Here is a 15,276-nt window from a genome sequence, read left to right as displayed (position 1 = left end):
GAGCGCTTCGGAGGCCCGCCCGAAGCGCCGGCGCCTCCGTCCACGTTGGCCACGGCCGACGACGAGCCGGTGGAGGTGAGCCTGCCTGGGTGGCACGTCGCCCTTTACCTGCGAAGCTGACCGCACTGGAGTTTGCGCATGACAACCGCCCTGGTCGTTCACGGCCATTTCTATCAGCCGCCGCGGGAGAATCCGTGGACCGGCTTCGTCGACCGCGAGCCGGGCGCGGAACCCTTCCATGACTGGAACGCGCGCATTCTGGCGGAGTGCTACCGGCCCAACGGGGCGGCGCGCATCGTCGACGGCCACGGGCGGATCGTGCGGCTGGTGAACAACTACGGGCACCTCAGTTTCAATTTCGGCCCGACGCTGCTGAGCTGGATCGAGCAGCACGACCCGACGGCCGTCGGCGACCAGCGGCGCGAGGGCCCGGGCCGCCGTTCCCCCCCCGGCACCGGAGCCGACGATCGCGACGTCACAGCGCTGGCGGTTCAACGGCCCCGCTCCCGTACATCCTCGCCCGCCTCTTCCCGACTGTTCCAGCCGCCCGGGTCGGCGCCGTAGCCGATGGCCTCGCGGCCCTCGGGTCGACCGTAATAGGCCAGGAACGCCAGCGTGCGGAGACCCCAGATGCCGCGCCGAAGCAGGAGAACGCGAGAGTTTTGAAGAGATTCGAGTAGTTCCGTCACCGCCGGCGGCGGCAAGGCCGAGAGTCGCCGACCCCTCGACGCCATCGCCAGGAGGTCCAGCGCCCGGACCAGCCAGGCCACCTGCCGGCGAACCGAAGAGGATCGAGTGGCCAGCAGCCGGTCGACCAGGACTTCTCCCTCCCGCCACGCCGCGGGGGAGAGCTCGCAGGCCTCCGGCACGAACGCGCACGCCAGGGCCCGGAAGGGCTTCCGGACGCGAGCCAGAGCGGGTCCGTTCACATCGATTCCCGGCCGTTCAAGAGGTTTCGTCGAGCATGGCATCCAGCGTGGACCGTGAGACGGCTCCCGTCTGCCGGGACGCCTCCTCGCCGTCGCGGAACAGGATGAGTGTCGGAATCCCCCGGATTCCCATCGAAGCCGCCACGTGCGGGTTGGCATCCGTATCGAGCTTGGCGACCAGCAGCTCGCCGATTCGAGCGGCCGCCAGCTCGTCCAGGATCGGCGCCATCATCTTGCACGGTCCGCACCAGTCCGCATAGAAGTCCACCAGGACGGGCACGTCGGCGCCGCCCACCACCCTCGGGAGGTCCTCGCCCTCGATTTTGATCGGACGGTCGAGCAGAAACGGACGCCCGCATTCGCTGCATACGGGCCGCTCGGCGGCGCGGTCCAGATCCAGCCGGTTGAGCTGTCGACAGAAGGCGCACCTCAGGGTCGCCTTCCGGTCCTCCGTATCGGTCGGGGTCGTCATCGTTCGGTTCCTCTGAGGTTCGAAAGCCGGGGTCGACGTACGGGCAGCCATGTCGCGGACTCCCCACCTTCGTATTGTGCCTGAACGCGGCGGATGTCAACGTCCCGACGTCTCGAGCGGATGGGATGGACGCGAGTGCGCATCGTACACACGGAATCATCGACGGTGATGGGCGGCCAGGAACGGCGCGTTCTCGCCGAATGCGTCGGAATGCGCGAGCGTGGCCACGAATTGTGGCTGGTCACTCCCGGGACCGGCTCGCTGTTCCGCCGTGCCCGGGAGGCGGACATCCCAGTGGTTCCGTTCTCCTTCGACCGGCGCCGCCTGCCGATCCGCGCCGTGCAGCTGGGGTCGCTGGTGCGTCGGCTGAAACCGGACGTCCTGAACTCGCACAGCTCCGCCGACAGCTGGACCGCGGCCGTCGCGCGTCGGTTCCGATGGACGTCGGCCAGCCTGGTGCGAACCCGTCACATCTCGGCGCCCGTGGGCCCGGGGCCTCTTCATCGTTTTCTGTACGGACAGGCGGACTATCTGATCACCACCGGCGAAGCGGTGCGGGAGGAGCTGTCCGCAACGGGACTCGTCCCACTCCACCGGTCGATCTCGATTCCGACCGGGGTCGACACGGAGCGGTTTGCGCCTCGGCCAGGGGACCGGGAGTCGGCTCGCCGGGATCTCGGCCTGGATGGCGACGAGGAGGTCATCGGCGTCGTGGCCTATCTGCGTGCGGACAAGGGACACGCGGTCCTGCTGCAGGCGTTCGAGAGCCTGCTGCGGTCCCATCCCCGGACCTCTCTCCTCATCGTCGGCGATGGGCCCGAGCGGACGTCGCTGGAGTCGACGGCCGATCGCCTCGGGATCGCCCGGCGGGTGCGGTTCGCGGGCCTTCGCGAGGACATCCCGTACGTGCTCTCGGCGCTGGACCTGTTCTGTCTGCCGTCGATCCGCAACGAGGGGGTCCCGCAGTCCCTTCTGCAGGCGAGCGCCGCCGGCCTGCCCGTCGCCAGCACCTCGGTCGGGGGCATCCCAGAGGCGATCGTCGACGGGGTGACCGGCTCGATCGTGCCTCCCGGGGATCCGGAGGCTCTCGCGAGGGCGCTGCGTCGGCTACTGGACGATCCCGAGCTCTGCCGCGCCTTCGGTGCCGCGGGCCGCGAACACGTCCGGTCCCGCTTCTCCGAGGAGGCGATGCTGGATCGCACGGAGACCGCGTATCAGGCCGCTCTTCGTCCCGGAGTCCGACCTGATGCGCGCGTGTCCGAGGCGCCGGGACCATGAACGGCCGCTGGCCGGCCACGCGTTCGACCGGCGGGGCAGCGCGGCTCCTGGCACATCGGAAGATCCGCGCTCGGGACACGAATCCGCGCCGCTGGGTGCTGTTTCTGCACGGCTTTCTCGGGGCGGGCCGCAACTGGGCGTCGATCGCCCGGGGGCTCGTGGATGCGAGACCCGACTGGGGCGTGGTGCTGGTGGACCTCCGCCTGCACGGGGACAGTCAGGGCTTCGAGCCGCCGCATACGGTGGCGACGAGCGCGGCGGACGTGGCCTCGCTCCTGCTTCACCTCGGGAGTCGCGAAACGGCCCTGCTCGGACACTCCTTCGGCGGAAAGGTCGCCCTGGCGGCCGCACGCGGCCGTCCTCCGGGCCTGCGACAGGTCTGGGTGATCGACAGTACGCCGTCGGCTGCGCGCACACGCGCCGGGGCGGATCGCCTCCTCGGCGTGCTCTCGGGCCTGGAGGAGCCGTTCGAGGACCGCTCCGAAGTGATCGATGCCGTGGAGAGGGCCGGCTTCGATCGGATGATCGCCGAGTGGGCGGCCACGAACCTGGTGCGCGACGGAACGCGGTACCGGTGGAAGGTGGACCTCGGTGCCCTGGAGCTGCTCCTGGAAGACTTCTACCGGGAAGACCTGTGGCCGGTGGTAGAGGCGACGCCGCCTGGAACGGAGCTGGTCTTCGTGCGCGCCACGCAGGGCTCGCTGCTCGATGATCCGTCCGCAGACCGGCTGGAGCGGCTGGAGTCGAACGGCGAATGCGTGCGGCTGGTGGACCTCGAGGGAGGCCACTGGCTCAACATGGCGAACCCGGAGGGACTGATCGACCTCCTCGCCCGACACCTTCCACGCTGATCTGCCTCAACGCCGGAAGTCCTCGCGCCACGAGCCTCCCACCCGGACGGCCAGGCCCGCGCCGGTGCGCCGGACCAGGACGCGCGTGCTTCGCCTGGCGACGTCCGCGGACCCGGCGTGGCTGCCGACGTCTGCCCGGGCGGACAGCTCGTACACCACCGTGACGGAGTCGACCCGGAGCAGCGTGCGGGCCCTCACCTCGACGGAGTCACCGGCGATCCGGTACGAGGCGACGACCGGCTGCACCGGCCCCGCGAGCCAGGTCGCCAGGCCCGCCTCCGCAAGATAGAAGGCGCGGATCGAGGCCGCCTGCCCGATCGCGATCCGCAGATCGGCCCGGCAGGCCAGAAAGATGCCAGTCGCCCCGACGAACAGCCCGGCGAGCAGCACGAGAACCGCGACCAGGGCGAAGCCCCGGCCGTCCGCAGTCCACCGGGCACGGCAGGCGGTCGAAGCGATCGTTCCTCCTCGTCGTACGGTGTACAGGGTCCTCTCCACCCTGGGGCGTCCCGTCACCACGATCTCATCCTCCGGTCGCGATCGCCCTTTTGCGCACCCGCTTGGCTTTTTGCCACCGCCATGCCGGGAGTTTGCGACCTCCGCTGCGGGTGCCCTCGGTCCTCGAGGTTCCGTAACTTATTGTTACCGTGCATGTTACGGGGTCCAATCCCAAAATCCCCCGAGCGTGGCGTCCGGCTTGCCTCCAAAGAGGGCGGACACCTGGAGAGGGAGCGGACGCCATGAGTTACAGCGCGACGACCGAGGCTCTTCTCCACGCGATCAAGAACGACGTTCGAAGCCGCGTGGACGACATCGTGGAGGGTGCCGAGCGAGCCGCCATGACCCTGACCTCGGAGCAGGAGGTGGACGCGGTCCTCGAGCGGGCTCTGCTGGAGGTGGAGCAAACTCTGGCCGAGGCGGCCCGTGCGATGGCCCGGGAGATCCAGCGGGAGCGCATGTACTAGGTGCCACGTTGCTCGCTTCCTCTTCCCGTATGGGCGATATTCCGGGGTTCCGGGGTGCCGAAACGGATGCACGATGCGACCAAGTTTTCGCATCGCTTTCGCGGCCGGGGTGCCCGAACGATGATCGTAAGTGTATTTGGGACATAGAATTGCTACCACACATGCCCGGGCGAGTCTGGTGGCCGCGTTCTTGCCGCGACCACAGCTTCGTGGAGCACCGGCGGGGACGCGGTCGGAGAGCCGGCGGGAACGGTATCCCGGGCGCGGACCCCTGGAAGGCGTACCGTCATGGATGAGAAGGAGAACATGAGCGCACGAGAGAGCGAGCTGAAGGCCGCCTTCCAGTCGGAATCCCCGTCGAGACCCGAGGCGGATGCCCCCGCGGCCCAGGATGCGTCCGGGGCCCGAGCACACCCGACCTGGCTGGATCGGGTCCGGGAGGCGGCGGCACCCGAGCCCGAACCCCGGGAGACGCTCTGGAGACCCGAGCCGACCGACCCGTCCACGGCCGAATGGGACGGGCCGCAGACGGTGGAGCCGGCGCCGCCGGAGCCTCCTGCGTCCCCCGAGGCGAAGCGACCGCTGGAGCGCGACACCGACACGCTTCCGGAGACGGGCAGGGCAGCGCTCGAGGAATCGGTCGGACTCAGCGTGCGCCGTCTGCGCGTCGCCGCCATGGAGATGGCGACCCGCGACGCGGAGGCCGATCTTCCGGACGTGGCAGCCGGGGGGCTGGCGGAGTCGGAGGAGGAGCTGAGAGATCGTGCCGTGTCCCTGTTCCGGAACTGGCAGGCCCGGGAGCGAGCGCGGCTGAACTCTCTCGTCGCCGAGCTCGAGGGACGCGTCACCCGAATCCTGGCCGGTATCTCGCTCGACGTGGACCGGTTCGAGCGTGTCACCAGCGAGTTGTTCCGCCTCAAGAAGCGGTGGGACATGAACCGCACGGCCGTGGAGAGCACCCTGGAGGAGGAGGTCGAGGACCCGGAAGAGAACGCGGCGCAACGGCAGTTCAAGACGCGGTGGTACGCGCTCGCGATCACGTTTCTCGGTATCGTCGAGTTTCTCGCCAATGCACCCGTGTTCGGGGCGCTGCTTCCGCGGGATCCGCTTACGGAGCAGCAGCTCCGGTACGTGGCGGAGACGAGCGAAGGCTGGCTCGCCGGCGCGCTCCGGGTGGCTTCGCAGTTCATCCTCCGTCCCGACGCGGCGCTGCTCGCGGCGGGTGTGGTCACCTTCCTGTGCGTCCTCGCGCACTTCTTCGGTCATTCGCTGCGGTCGCTCATGATGCAGCAGTCCGCCCGCCGAACCGGAGAAACGCTGGGCAAGCGATCCGCCGGCGAGTTCGTGATTCCGATGATCCTGTCGGGAATCGGTCTCGCCCTGGTGATCGGGGTGTTGTTCGAGGCCCGCGTCACGCTCGGGGAGGTGTCGGTCGACCGGTTCGCACAGGACAGCGTGAAGATCGAAGAGCTGCGCCGCACCGCCAGCTGGCTGCGAGTGGATGGGAACCTGGTGGCGGCCAACGAGCAGGCCAACCGTGCGGATGATCTCGAAGCCCTCGCCAAGGAACAGCGAGAGTACGCCGCTTCGATGAGCGGCCTCAGCTTCCCCATCCTCCTGCTGAACACGACGCTGGTCCTCGTCGCGATCTCGGCGGCCTACTTCCATATGCGGGACCCCCGCCGCGACCGCTTCAACGACACCCCGTTCGAGAGACAGCGACGTGAGCTCGTGAACCTCGGCGATGCGGTCCAGCAGCGGGTCGCGGATGCGATGGGGGATGCGGTCCGTACCATTCGCGAGCTTGCGAGCTTACTTTCCGAGACGCCTCTCAGGGAGGCACCGGCCCTGGCCAGTCAGCTGGAAGCCACGATCGTGGCGTACCGGGCCGAGAATGGGCGACTGCGGGGTCTGGATCCCCGTGAAATCAAGGCGTTCTCGGATCCGGTCGAGCTCGAGCTGGTGGTCGACGAGCGGGACACTCGCGAGCTGCTGATGCGGGATCCCGAGGACTACGAGGCCGAGCGCCGCGACCTCCAGGAGAGCTTCGAGAAGATCAGGACCCGATTCACGCAAGAGGCGACGGCATGGTAGTCGGGAGTGTACGGAAGCTGGCCGTGCTGGCCGGCGTCGCGTTGATCGCCGGGTGCGGCACTCAGGAAGGCAACGCCGCGGGCGGCGAGGGCGAGGGAGGTGTCGTCAAGCGTTCGACGCCCCAGCTGGTCGTGTTCGTCTACGACCGTTCCACGAGCATCTCGAACCACCAGCTCGACCTGGCGCGCCAGCTGACCAACGAACGCGTCCGAAAGCTCGATCACGGAGATCGAATCGCGGCCCACCAGTTGCTGCAGCTTTCTCTCGAGGAGCCCCCTCAGCGCTGGACGGAGACGGTCCCGCAGCGGGAGTTTTCGGAGCAGGCGATGATGCGGGACTCCGTGACGCGCGCCCGGTTCCTCCGTGACGCCCAGGACTACCTGGTCGCCTTCACCGACACGACGGGGCGCGGAAACATCGACGGCACGGACATCCTGTCGACGCTGCACGATGTCGGGGCGGACCTGAGGGCCGGTCCCGGGCGCGAGGCGACGTTGTACATCTTCTCCGATATGCTCCAGTCGAATCGCACGATCGACATGGAGGGCCTCGTGCGCATGCCCCCGGCCGACTGGGTCGAGCGCGAAAAGGCGAATGGCACGCTGCCCGACCTGTCGGGCCTCTGCGTCTACGTGGTGGGCGCCAGGGTCGACACGCACCAGAGCCAGCGGGTCAAGGACTTCTGGAAGAACTACTTCGAGGCCACGGGCGCCGTGTTCGAGGAGCGCAACTACACGCTGCGGCCGGTGGAGCTGCCCGAGCACCCCTGCACCTGACGGAGGACGGCGGCCTCTCGCTGAAGACGTTCAGGAGAGCCGTTCCAGCACCTCGACCGGGTCCCCCTCCCGAAGGGTGCCTCGACCGTCGTGGATGAGGTTCTGACCGAACCACACCTTTCCATTCGAAGTCCGGAAGCTGGCGAGCGTCCTCAACGGCTCCTCCCCGCGGGCGCCCGTCCGCTGGTCGGTCGTGATCACCACACACCGCGAACACGGCTTGGCCACCCGGAACTCGACGGCTCCGATCCGGAGGCGTTTCCAGCCGTCTTCCGCGAACGCACCCTCCCCATCGATCACCACGTTGGCCCGGAACCGATCCATCGGAACGGGGGCGTCCAGCCGCCGGTTGACGTCCGCGAGAGACGCCTCGCTGGTGAGCAGGAGCGGATATCCGTCCGCGAAGCCGACACGATCGCCCGGGCGACCGTACTTCGGGCTCACCGGGCGGACGACGGTCGCAGGCATGTGGACGAGCCGGCACGGGATCCCCAGAGCCGCCTCGAGCCATGCGTCGGCTTCCGTCGAGACCGGTACGCCCTCGGTTCGGGCCTCGTGTACACGGACCGCGACCGCATTCCGGTCCGGGCCGGGGACGCCTACGCCGAGCGGCTCCCGTCCGTCCGTGAGGATCTCGATGCCGGCGGCCACCGGTCGCGCGGCTACCGTCGCCAGGGCCGGGCACTCGCGCTGTGTGATCGCTCGCCCGCTCGGGTCCACCACGCACCAGCGCCGGTCCCCGGCGAATCCGAAGTCGTCGAGCGCCGCTTCCACGACCGGGAGTCCGCGGGCCGACTTGAGCGGATAGACGTACAGGCCCGAGACCCTCATCCCGTGCCCCTCCTCAGAACGGCTTGCTCCCGGCCAGCCATCCTCCGAGCACTCCGAGTACGGGGGCGGCGATCCAGACGAAGCGGCTCAGCTCCGGCTTGACGTTCGGAAGGGCGAGGAGCGCCCCGATCGCCATCCAGATGCCGAGCTTCGCCCAGGTCCAACCCGGCATGCCGGCGCTCATCATCCCCGACGCGCCCAGCCACCCGAAGCCTCCGAGCAAGATCAGGAACAGCCCGACCGCGTACGTGGTCGTAGTGAGCTTACGGGCCCGGTTGGTGTCCTTCGTTCCCCCGTTCATCGCGTGGAGCGCGATGCCTCCGAGCGACAGGAACACCATCAGGAGCCCGGCGATGTGGATGAGCTTGTAGAGAGTGGGTGACATCGTGTTCCCTTTCCGGTGGACTTCCTCTTCCGTGCCCCGGCACGCGGTGCCGCAACGGTGCCGATCCGGCTACCTTGGGCCGACGCGCGGTCGGCCGCAGGGACCGCCGACCCTCAACGCTACTCATGGGAGTCGACTCATGGAGTCTCCGATCTACCGGGCCGTGGCGAATGTGCGCAAGGTGAGAGGGGTCCACCGGGAGGCCGAGATCGCCACCGGGGTGCACTTCGACATGGGGGTGCACGGAGCCATCAAGGAGCACTACGGGCTCGAGGGCAAGGCCCTGCCTCTGCCCGTCGACTACATCGTGGCGGCCACGGGCGGGTGAATGCTCGGTACCCTGAACGGCGCACTGGAGGTGCGCGAGGTATTCCTTTCCCCGGACGACATCGTGGCCGAGGTGGAGGGGATCAACGAAGTCGTGGACGGGTTGCCGGTGCTCACGCGGATCGTCGTTCGCTACCAGCTGAGGATTCCGGGCGCCGCCCGAGACAAGGTCGACCGGGCGCTGGCGCGTCATGCCGCGAAGTGCCCGACTGCGGCGAGCCTGGCCGGCGCCGTGCAGGTCGACTGGGAGGCCGAGATCGAAGAAGTGGACTGAGCGAAAGGTCGCGGCATGCGGGTCGGCCGATCCGCAAAACCCTGCATTCCATCGCAATCAGTACCGGCCACCCGGGGGCCGGGTCACCGGTCGAGTGCTCCGGCTCCCCCCTCCTATGTTGTTTCAGAGTATACAGTAACGAGAAAGACTGCTCCTCGGGGTAAGAATCCTGCGCCGTGCCAGGACGCGCGACGTGAGACCAGGTCGGGACATTTTGTCGCAACATCCGGGAGGAGCCATGGCGGGACAACGCGTCATCTGGATACGGGGACTGGCATGCGTCGGACTCGCTGCGGCCGCGTTCACGGGGCTGGAGGTCGGTATCCACCTCGCCGCCGAGGTGGCCGGAACGTGGGGAATCATCCTCGCCTCCGTCCTGTTTCCCGCCACCGTCGCCGGAGCGCCTCTCGTGGCGCTGGCCGTCGGTCAGTGGGTCCCGGCGCTGGTGGTCTACGGCGGCGGCATCGCGGCTGCGGCTCTGTACGCCCGTTACCCGAGGGACTCGGACGCGTCCGTCACATTCTGATTTCCAGAAGCTCGAACTCGTAGACCAGGGTGGCGTTCGGAGGGATCGCCCCCGGGACGCCCCTGGCGCCGTAGGCGAGCTGCGGGGGAATGACCAGCCTGCGCTTGCCTCCGATCCGCATTCCGGTCACGCCTTCCTCCCATCCGGCGATGATGTCCCTCCGGGCCCCGAGCTGAAAGCTGCGCGCCTCTCCGGCGTCCCGCGTGCTGTCGATCTCATCGCCGTTCGGCAGCCAGCCGGTATAGTGGACCACAACCACGTGTCCCGGCCGCGCCGCGAGCCCTCTCCCCTCCTCCAGGTCCTGGATGTACAGGCCCGACGGGGTCTGACGCATATCGGTCAGGTTCACTCCGAGCGATTCGGCGAAGTCGGTGGGGACGGCGGCCGACTCCATCTGCGGATCTGCGGCCGGGCGCTCCACCTTCCCCCGGTCGCGTACGTCGCAACCGGCCAGGAACAGCAGAGCGAGAAAGCCGAACGCGGCTCCCACCGCCGGTCCACGCGAGTGCCGGAGTCCGCCGTGCATCATGGCTACGCCTCGTCCTCTTCGGGGCCTCTGGAGCCGAGATCTCGGTCCAGCATGAACAGTGCCGCTCCGTCCGCGCCGAACATCTTCATGCGCTGAACGATCTCGTCAATGCTCGCCTCCTCCTCGACCTGCTCGGTCACGAACCACTGCAGCATGACCTGTGCCGGGCGGTCCTGCTCCGCGTTGGCCAGATCGTAGAGCTCGTTGATCCGGGAGGTCACGAAGCGCTCGTGCTCGAGCGAGCGCTCCATGATCTCGAGCGGGGAACCGAATTCGAATGGCGGCTTGTCGATCGCATGCAGCTCGACCCGTCCGCCCCGCTCGATCAGGAAGTCGAAGAAGCGCATCGCGTGGTCCACCTCTTCCTGGGCCTGCAACCGCAGCCAGTGGGCGAACCCCGTGAGGTTCCGGTCCGAGCAGTCGGCGGACATCGCGAGGTACATGTATGCGGAGTAGAGCTCGTACTTGATCTGCTCGTTGATGGCGTCCTGGAGCTTGTCGCTGATCATGGGCCTCCTCGTGCGAGAAGATGTGTGAACACGCCGGCCCCGGGGAGCCGGCCGATGACACCGGACAACCTGCCTCGTCCGATACGGGTCGGCAACCGCGTGGCCCGGCCGTTTCAGGCGCCTGCTCCCATCCCGCTCCACACCGTCTTGATGTTGAGAAACTCCCTCAGTCCATAGACCCCGAGCTCGCGTCCGTACCCGGACCGGCCGATGCCTCCGAAGGGCAGCCTCGGGTCGGACGCCACCATGGCGTTGACGAACACGGAGCCGGCCTGCAGTCGGTCGATGAAGCGAGCGGCCGTGTCTTCGCTCCCGGTCCATACGGCGGCGCCGAGGCCGAACTCGGTCGCGTTGGCGAGTTCCAGCGCCTCGTCGGCCGAGCGGACTCGAAACACCGGAGCGACCGGGCCGAACGTCTCCTCCGTCGCCACCGGGCAGTCCCGCGGCACATCGGTGAGCACGGTCGGAGGATAGAAGTAGCCCGGGCCCGCGGGGATCTCGCCGCCGGTGCGGAGAGCGGCGCCTGCCTCCACGGATCGCGTGACCTGGTCGTGGAGCTCCTCCCGAATCGCCTCCGTGGCGAGAGGCCCGATGTCCGTCCCGGCGCTCATCGGGTCGCCGACGCGGAGTCCGGCCATCGCCTCGACCAGACCGTTCTCGAAGGCCGACGCGATGCCTTCGGTCACGATGAACCTCTTGGCCGCGATGCAGGACTGGCCGTTGTTGAGGGTCCGGGCCCGAACGGCCGTCCGGAGCGCCGCCTCCAGATCCGCGTCATCGAGGACGACATAGGGATCGGACCCTCCGAGCTCCAGCACCGTCTTCTTGAGGCTCCTCCCGGCCGCCGCCGCCACCGCCCGGCCCGCCGGTTCGCTGCCCGTGAGCGTCACGGCCGCGATCCGGCGATCGGTCACGAGGGCTTCCGCCCGCCCCGCTCCGATCAGCAGGGACCGGAAGACGGCTTGAGGAAAGCCGGCTTCGTGAAGGACCGACTCGATCGCCAGCGCGCAGCCCGGCACGTTGGACGCGTGTTTCAGGAGCCCCGCGTTGCCCGCCACGAGGGCGGGCGCGGCGAACCGGAACACCTGCCAGAGCGGAAAATTCCACGGCATGATGGCCAGCACGACGCCGAGCGGCTGAAACCGCACCCGGCTGTCCGGCGCATCGGTCTCGACCCTCTCGTCGGCCAGGAAGGAGGCCCCCCTGTCCGCGTAGAAGCGGCACACCCACTCGCATTTCTCGACCTCGGCCCGGGCCGCGGCCACCGTCTTTCCCATCTCGGCCGTCATCAGGCGGGCCAGCTCATCCTTCCGATCGGCGAGCTGCTCGGCGGCCCGGCGGAGCCAGGCCGCGCGTTGTCCGACCGGGAGCGCAGCGAATTCGCTCTGCGTCCCGACGGCCGCGTCCAGCGCTGCCTGCACGCCGTCTTCGTCAGTTTCTTCGTACGTTCGGATGATGTCACCGGTAGCAGGGTTCAGGCTCTGCATGGCCATGGGATGCTCCTGAGTGAAACTGCGGGCCGTTCGATGGCGTACCTACTTCCCGAAGGTAACCCCGGAGGGCAAACCGAAACGACCGGAGAGGTCATGGTTTCGCGCTGTCCAGGAACGCCAACTTCGCGCGCTGGTCTCGTTCTGATCGCTCTCGCGGTCCTGGCCGGGCCGGTCCACGGGCTGGCCCAGGAGAACCCGTCTCCGGCCGCGCAGTCCCCGGCGACGGGTGACACGATACCGGTCGACACCTACGCGGATGCCGGCGCGCGCGAAATGATCGAGCGGGCCCGACGGGCCCGAGGCACGGAAGCGGCCGGCCTGGCCAGCTACGAAGCCACCATCTCGGAGAGGATATACGTCGGCCTCTCGGCCGTGCGGTTCCGGCGCGAGAGAGGCCTGTTCCTGAGCGAGCAGATCGCTCGGGTCCGATGGGACTCGGCCGGCCGGGAGATCTACCGGTGGCTGGGGAGCCGTCAGGAGGTGCCGATCGTCGGCGAGGAAGTCGAGGTGGACGAAGGCTGCCGGACCCGGGACGGCGACGAGACACGCTGCGGGGAGGACCCGGACGACCTGATTCCCCTGGACCCGCAGGGCGATCGGCTCATGCTGGCCGGGGAATCGTTCCTGCACCCGCTCGCGGATACCGCCGGTCTCCACTACCGGTACGCTTCGGGCGACACCATCCGGATCGTGCTTCCGTCGAGCGGGGAAGAGATCACGCTGGTTCAGATCCGGCTGGAGCCGCGCCGGATGGAGTTCGGTCTCCTGGCCGGCGCCGTCTGGTTCGATCTCGAGACGGCGGCGCTCGTTCGTGGGGCGTACCGTCCGGCCCGTGACTTCAACCTCGAGCTCGACGAGCCGGAGGACGCCGAGGACGTGCCCGGCTTCGTGAAGCCGATCACCGCCAGCGTGCACCACATGATCGTGGACTATGCGCTCCAGGAACTCCGCTGGTGGCTCCCCTGGCGCATCCGCTTCGAGGGCGAGGGCCGGGCCGGCGGCCTCCTCAGGGTACCGGTGGCGGTGGAGATATCGGTCCACGACTACGTGTTGAACCAGGCCGACACCCTCGACGTGGCGGAGGAGGATCTGCCTCCGGGCTGGGTACGACGCACGAGCGAACGCAAGGAAGACGACGGACGGACGGTCGAGGAGATCGTGTTGATCCCTCCCCGGGACTCGCTCCGCAACTCGCCGCTCCTCTCGGACGACTTCTTCTCGGGCCAGTCGCTCACCTTCACTCCAGAGGAGATCGACCGCATGGAGCGGGAGCTCGACCAGCTCACGCGGGCGCGTGCGGTCGCTCCACCCGCGCTGTCGCGGTTCGGACTGTTCCGGTACAACCGGGTCGAAGCGCTCAGCGCCGGGCTTCGCCGACAGGGGCCGGTGGCGGGCATGACGGGGGTGGGGGAAGTGCGGCTCGGGATCGGCGACTGGGTGCCCAACGTGGAGGTGGGTCTGCGGGACGATCTGGCGGCCGGGTCGAGTGTGGAGGCATCCGCGTACTACAGACTCCAGGCGGCCAACGACTGGGGGAACCCCCTGAATCTCGAGAGCTCGATCAACGCACTCCTGTTCGGAGCGGATTTCGGTGAGTACTACCGCGCAGGTGGGATCACGATCGCCCACCGGGACGAGTCCGGGAGGTTTCGTCACGACCTGCGGGCCTTCACGGAGCACCACGAGGCGGTGGAGAAGAACACGAACTTCTCCCTCGCGGAGCTTCTCGGGAAAGATGATCCGCCCCCCAACATCGAAGCGGATGAGATCTGGATCACCGCCCTGGCCGGGGAGCTTCGAGCCCAGTGGGGCGTCGACCCGGACGGGGTGATCGCCACCACCACCGTGTGGGGAGAGGGTGGACTCGGAGATCGCCGGTACGCCCGGCTGGCCGTCGGTGCCACGCTCGGCCTGCCCCTGTTCTGGCGGTTCTCGGCAGGCGTGGAGCTGTCCACCGGCACCACCTTCGGCGAGGTCCCCACGCAGAAGCTGTACTACCTGTCGGGACCACGGGCCATCCGATCGTTCGAGGCCGGACAGATCGCCGGAGAGGCGTTCTGGATGGCACGCTCGGAGATCGGCGTCGGTCTTCCGGCCGTCCGCGTCGTCGCGTTCGGGGATTTCGGGACGGCAGGGGACAGGGGAGACCTGTCGCTGCGCGATCCTTTCATCTCCGTGGGAGGCGGGATCTCGGTTCTGGACGGACTCCTCCGGGCCGATCTGGCGAGAGGGGTGCAGGGCGCCGGGCCGCTCCGGTGGCAGTTCCTCCTGTATCTCGACGCGCTCCTCTGACGGGTTTCCCGTCGGCCCCCGCGATACGATCTTGTCTCGAGTCGTGTACCGCACGCGAAGAAGAGGGTCGGAGCGATGGTCATCTCACCCATCCAGGTGAAGATCTGCTGCATCCGCTCGCCGGAAGAGGCGCAGCTGGCGGTCTCGTACGGCGCCGCCGCCGTGGGGATGGTGTCCGAAATGCCCGTGGGCCCGGGCGAGCTCCCGGAGCCGGCGATCCGCGAGATCGTGGAGGCCGTTCCGCGCACGACAGGGACCTTTCTGCTGACCGCCGTGACCGAGGTGGACCCTCTCGTCGAGAAGGCCCGTGCCTGCGGCGTGAACACGCTGCAGCTGTGGGACGCCCTCGACCCGTCCGACTATCCGCGCCTGCGAAAGGCCCTGCCCGGGGTCTCGATCGTTCAGGCCATTCACGTTCTCGATCGCTCGGCCATTCCACAGGCCCGGCAGGCGGCCCGGCTGGCCGATGCCCTGGTCCTCGACTCGTCGAACCCGGAGGTGCCGTACCGCTGGGAGTCGCAGGCGGGACAGACGCACGACTGGGAGATCAGCCGGGAGATCGTGGGGAGCGTGGACTGTCCCGTGCTTCTTGCCGGAGGGCTGACTCCCGACAACGTCGAGTACGCGGCCCGCACCGTGCGTCCATACGGTGTCGATGTGTGTACCGGAGTGCGGACCGACGACGCGCTGGATCGACGGAAGGTGGTCTCCTTCTTCGAGGCGGTGCGCCGTATCCTGCCTTGAG

At 68.5% G+C, this 15,276-nt stretch carries 18 protein-coding genes and 1 pseudogene; 11 read left to right on the top strand and 8 right to left on the bottom strand.

Going from position 1 to position 15,276, the window contains the following annotated elements; genetic code table 11:
- Positions 1-138: 138 nt before the first annotated feature.
- Positions 139-399 (top strand): annotated as a pseudogene (locus AC36XV_RS07170) (DUF3536 domain-containing protein); the annotation flags it as partial.
- 92 nt (positions 400-491) lie between these two features.
- On the opposite strand, the gene AC36XV_RS07165 reads toward AC36XV_RS07170, so the two are convergent.
- Together AC36XV_RS07165 and trxA are read right to left on the bottom strand one after the other, a co-directional pair.
- Complete coding sequence (locus AC36XV_RS07165) at positions 492-929, bottom strand: hypothetical protein (RefSeq protein WP_492202996.1); 438 nt, start codon at positions 927-929, stop codon at positions 492-494.
- 16 nt (positions 930-945) lie between these two features.
- Complete coding sequence (gene trxA, locus AC36XV_RS07160) at positions 946-1,401, bottom strand: thioredoxin (RefSeq protein WP_492202995.1); 456 nt, start codon at positions 1,399-1,401, stop codon at positions 946-948.
- A gap of 135 nt (positions 1,402-1,536) precedes the next feature.
- On the opposite strand from trxA, the gene AC36XV_RS07155 reads away from it, so the two are divergent.
- The gene (locus tag AC36XV_RS07155) at positions 1,537-2,679 is read left to right on the top strand and encodes a glycosyltransferase (RefSeq protein WP_492202994.1); all 1,143 of its coding nucleotides are present in this window, start codon (positions 1,537-1,539) and stop codon (positions 2,677-2,679) included.
- Positions 2,676-3,530 (top strand): alpha/beta fold hydrolase, encoded by an 855-nt coding sequence (locus AC36XV_RS07150; protein ID WP_492202993.1) that lies wholly within the window; start codon positions 2,676-2,678, stop codon positions 3,528-3,530. The genes AC36XV_RS07155 and AC36XV_RS07150 overlap by 4 nt, the downstream gene beginning before the upstream one ends.
- A 6-nt stretch (positions 3,531-3,536) precedes the next feature.
- Here AC36XV_RS07150 and AC36XV_RS07145 read toward each other — a convergent pair whose 3' ends face one another.
- Positions 3,537-4,049 (bottom strand): hypothetical protein, encoded by a 513-nt coding sequence (locus AC36XV_RS07145; protein WP_492202992.1) that lies wholly within the window; start codon positions 4,047-4,049, stop codon positions 3,537-3,539.
- A 221-nt stretch (positions 4,050-4,270) separates the two neighbouring features.
- On the opposite strand from AC36XV_RS07145, the gene AC36XV_RS07140 reads away from it, so the two are divergent.
- The 3 genes from AC36XV_RS07140 to AC36XV_RS07130 all read left to right on the top strand — a co-directional run bounded on the left by AC36XV_RS07140 (position 4,271) and on the right by AC36XV_RS07130 (position 7,365).
- Complete coding sequence (locus AC36XV_RS07140) at positions 4,271-4,495, top strand: hypothetical protein (RefSeq protein ID WP_492202991.1); 225 nt, start codon at positions 4,271-4,273, stop codon at positions 4,493-4,495.
- 288 nt (positions 4,496-4,783) lie between these two features.
- Positions 4,784-6,589 (top strand): hypothetical protein, encoded by a 1,806-nt coding sequence (locus tag AC36XV_RS07135; RefSeq protein ID WP_492202990.1) that lies wholly within the window; start codon positions 4,784-4,786, stop codon positions 6,587-6,589.
- Positions 6,583-7,365, top strand: a complete 783-nt coding sequence (locus AC36XV_RS07130; protein WP_492202989.1) for a hypothetical protein — start codon at positions 6,583-6,585, stop codon at positions 7,363-7,365. Before AC36XV_RS07135 ends, AC36XV_RS07130 begins: the two co-directional genes overlap by 7 nt.
- Before the next feature lie 30 nt (positions 7,366-7,395).
- Here AC36XV_RS07130 and AC36XV_RS07125 read toward each other — a convergent pair whose 3' ends face one another.
- Both AC36XV_RS07125 and AC36XV_RS07120 read right to left on the bottom strand, forming a co-directional pair.
- The gene (locus AC36XV_RS07125) at positions 7,396-8,196 is read right to left on the bottom strand and encodes an MOSC domain-containing protein (protein ID WP_492202988.1); all 801 of its coding nucleotides are present in this window, start codon (positions 8,194-8,196) and stop codon (positions 7,396-7,398) included.
- Positions 8,197-8,209: 13 nt separating this feature from the next.
- Positions 8,210-8,581: a hypothetical protein gene (locus AC36XV_RS07120; RefSeq protein WP_492202987.1), complete on the bottom strand. Its 372-nt coding sequence runs from the start codon at positions 8,579-8,581 to the stop codon at positions 8,210-8,212.
- A gap of 139 nt (positions 8,582-8,720) precedes the next feature.
- Between AC36XV_RS07120 and AC36XV_RS07115 the strand changes: the two genes are divergently transcribed.
- From AC36XV_RS07115 to AC36XV_RS07105, 3 genes are all read left to right on the top strand, one after another.
- Positions 8,721-8,909: a hypothetical protein gene (locus tag AC36XV_RS07115; protein WP_492202986.1), complete on the top strand. Its 189-nt coding sequence runs from the start codon at positions 8,721-8,723 to the stop codon at positions 8,907-8,909.
- Complete coding sequence (locus AC36XV_RS07110; RefSeq protein ID WP_492202985.1) at positions 8,910-9,182, top strand: OsmC family protein; 273 nt, start codon at positions 8,910-8,912, stop codon at positions 9,180-9,182.
- A gap of 238 nt (positions 9,183-9,420) precedes the next feature.
- Entirely contained in the window at positions 9,421-9,708 is a 288-nt protein-coding gene (locus AC36XV_RS07105; protein WP_492202984.1) for a hypothetical protein, read from the top strand.
- Here AC36XV_RS07105 and AC36XV_RS07100 read toward each other — a convergent pair.
- From AC36XV_RS07100 to AC36XV_RS07090, 3 genes are all read right to left on the bottom strand, one after another.
- Positions 9,698-10,237: an FKBP-type peptidyl-prolyl cis-trans isomerase gene (locus tag AC36XV_RS07100; protein WP_492202983.1), complete on the bottom strand. Its 540-nt coding sequence runs from the start codon at positions 10,235-10,237 to the stop codon at positions 9,698-9,700. The two genes, AC36XV_RS07105 and AC36XV_RS07100, sit on opposite strands and share 11 nt — an antisense overlap.
- A gap of 2 nt (positions 10,238-10,239) precedes the next feature.
- On the bottom strand, positions 10,240-10,746 hold the full coding sequence (locus AC36XV_RS07095; RefSeq protein ID WP_492202982.1) for a ferritin: 507 nt from the start codon (positions 10,744-10,746) through the stop codon (positions 10,240-10,242).
- A 113-nt stretch (positions 10,747-10,859) separates the two neighbouring features.
- Positions 10,860-12,239: an NAD-dependent succinate-semialdehyde dehydrogenase gene (locus tag AC36XV_RS07090; RefSeq protein ID WP_492202981.1), complete on the bottom strand. Its 1,380-nt coding sequence runs from the start codon at positions 12,237-12,239 to the stop codon at positions 10,860-10,862.
- Between the two features lie 93 nt (positions 12,240-12,332).
- Here AC36XV_RS07090 and AC36XV_RS07085 point away from each other — a divergent pair, with 93 nt between their 5' ends.
- Both AC36XV_RS07085 and AC36XV_RS07080 read left to right on the top strand, forming a co-directional pair.
- Complete coding sequence (locus AC36XV_RS07085; RefSeq protein ID WP_492202980.1) at positions 12,333-14,531, top strand: hypothetical protein; 2,199 nt, start codon at positions 12,333-12,335, stop codon at positions 14,529-14,531.
- A gap of 75 nt (positions 14,532-14,606) precedes the next feature.
- On the top strand, positions 14,607-15,275 hold the full coding sequence (locus AC36XV_RS07080) for a phosphoribosylanthranilate isomerase (RefSeq protein WP_492202979.1): 669 nt from the start codon (positions 14,607-14,609) through the stop codon (positions 15,273-15,275).
- The last annotated feature ends 1 nt before the right edge of the window (position 15,276 follow it).

The sequence above is a fragment of the Candidatus Benthicola sp. genome (genome assembly GCF_058719085.1).
This window is presented reverse-complemented; position numbering and strand designations above follow the sequence as displayed.

Excerpts from the sequence above, each read along its gene's own strand:
- trxA (WP_492202995.1), bottom strand. The coding sequence starts at position 1,401 with ATGACGACCCCGACCGATACGGAGGACCGGAAGGCGACCCTGAGGTGC.
- AC36XV_RS07125 (WP_492202988.1), bottom strand. The coding sequence starts at position 8,196 with ATGAGGGTCTCGGGCCTGTACGTCTATCCGCTCAAGTCGGCCCGCGGA.
- AC36XV_RS07135 (WP_492202990.1), top strand. The coding sequence starts at position 4,784 with ATGGATGAGAAGGAGAACATGAGCGCACGAGAGAGCGAGCTGAAGGCC.
- AC36XV_RS07140 (WP_492202991.1), top strand. The coding sequence starts at position 4,271 with ATGAGTTACAGCGCGACGACCGAGGCTCTTCTCCACGCGATCAAGAAC.
- AC36XV_RS07085 (WP_492202980.1), top strand. The coding sequence starts at position 12,333 with ATGGTTTCGCGCTGTCCAGGAACGCCAACTTCGCGCGCTGGTCTCGTT.
- AC36XV_RS07105 (WP_492202984.1), top strand. The coding sequence starts at position 9,421 with ATGGCGGGACAACGCGTCATCTGGATACGGGGACTGGCATGCGTCGGA.
- AC36XV_RS07120 (WP_492202987.1), bottom strand. The coding sequence starts at position 8,581 with ATGTCACCCACTCTCTACAAGCTCATCCACATCGCCGGGCTCCTGATG.
- AC36XV_RS07110 (WP_492202985.1), top strand. The coding sequence starts at position 8,910 with ATGCTCGGTACCCTGAACGGCGCACTGGAGGTGCGCGAGGTATTCCTT.
- AC36XV_RS07100 (WP_492202983.1), bottom strand. The coding sequence starts at position 10,237 with ATGATGCACGGCGGACTCCGGCACTCGCGTGGACCGGCGGTGGGAGCC.
- AC36XV_RS07095 (WP_492202982.1), bottom strand. The coding sequence starts at position 10,746 with ATGATCAGCGACAAGCTCCAGGACGCCATCAACGAGCAGATCAAGTAC.
- AC36XV_RS07115 (WP_492202986.1), top strand. The coding sequence starts at position 8,721 with ATGGAGTCTCCGATCTACCGGGCCGTGGCGAATGTGCGCAAGGTGAGA.
- AC36XV_RS07090 (WP_492202981.1), bottom strand. The coding sequence starts at position 12,239 with ATGGCCATGCAGAGCCTGAACCCTGCTACCGGTGACATCATCCGAACG.
- AC36XV_RS07080 (WP_492202979.1), top strand. The coding sequence starts at position 14,607 with ATGGTCATCTCACCCATCCAGGTGAAGATCTGCTGCATCCGCTCGCCG.
- AC36XV_RS07130 (WP_492202989.1), top strand. The coding sequence starts at position 6,583 with ATGGTAGTCGGGAGTGTACGGAAGCTGGCCGTGCTGGCCGGCGTCGCG.
- AC36XV_RS07150 (WP_492202993.1), top strand. The coding sequence starts at position 2,676 with ATGAACGGCCGCTGGCCGGCCACGCGTTCGACCGGCGGGGCAGCGCGG.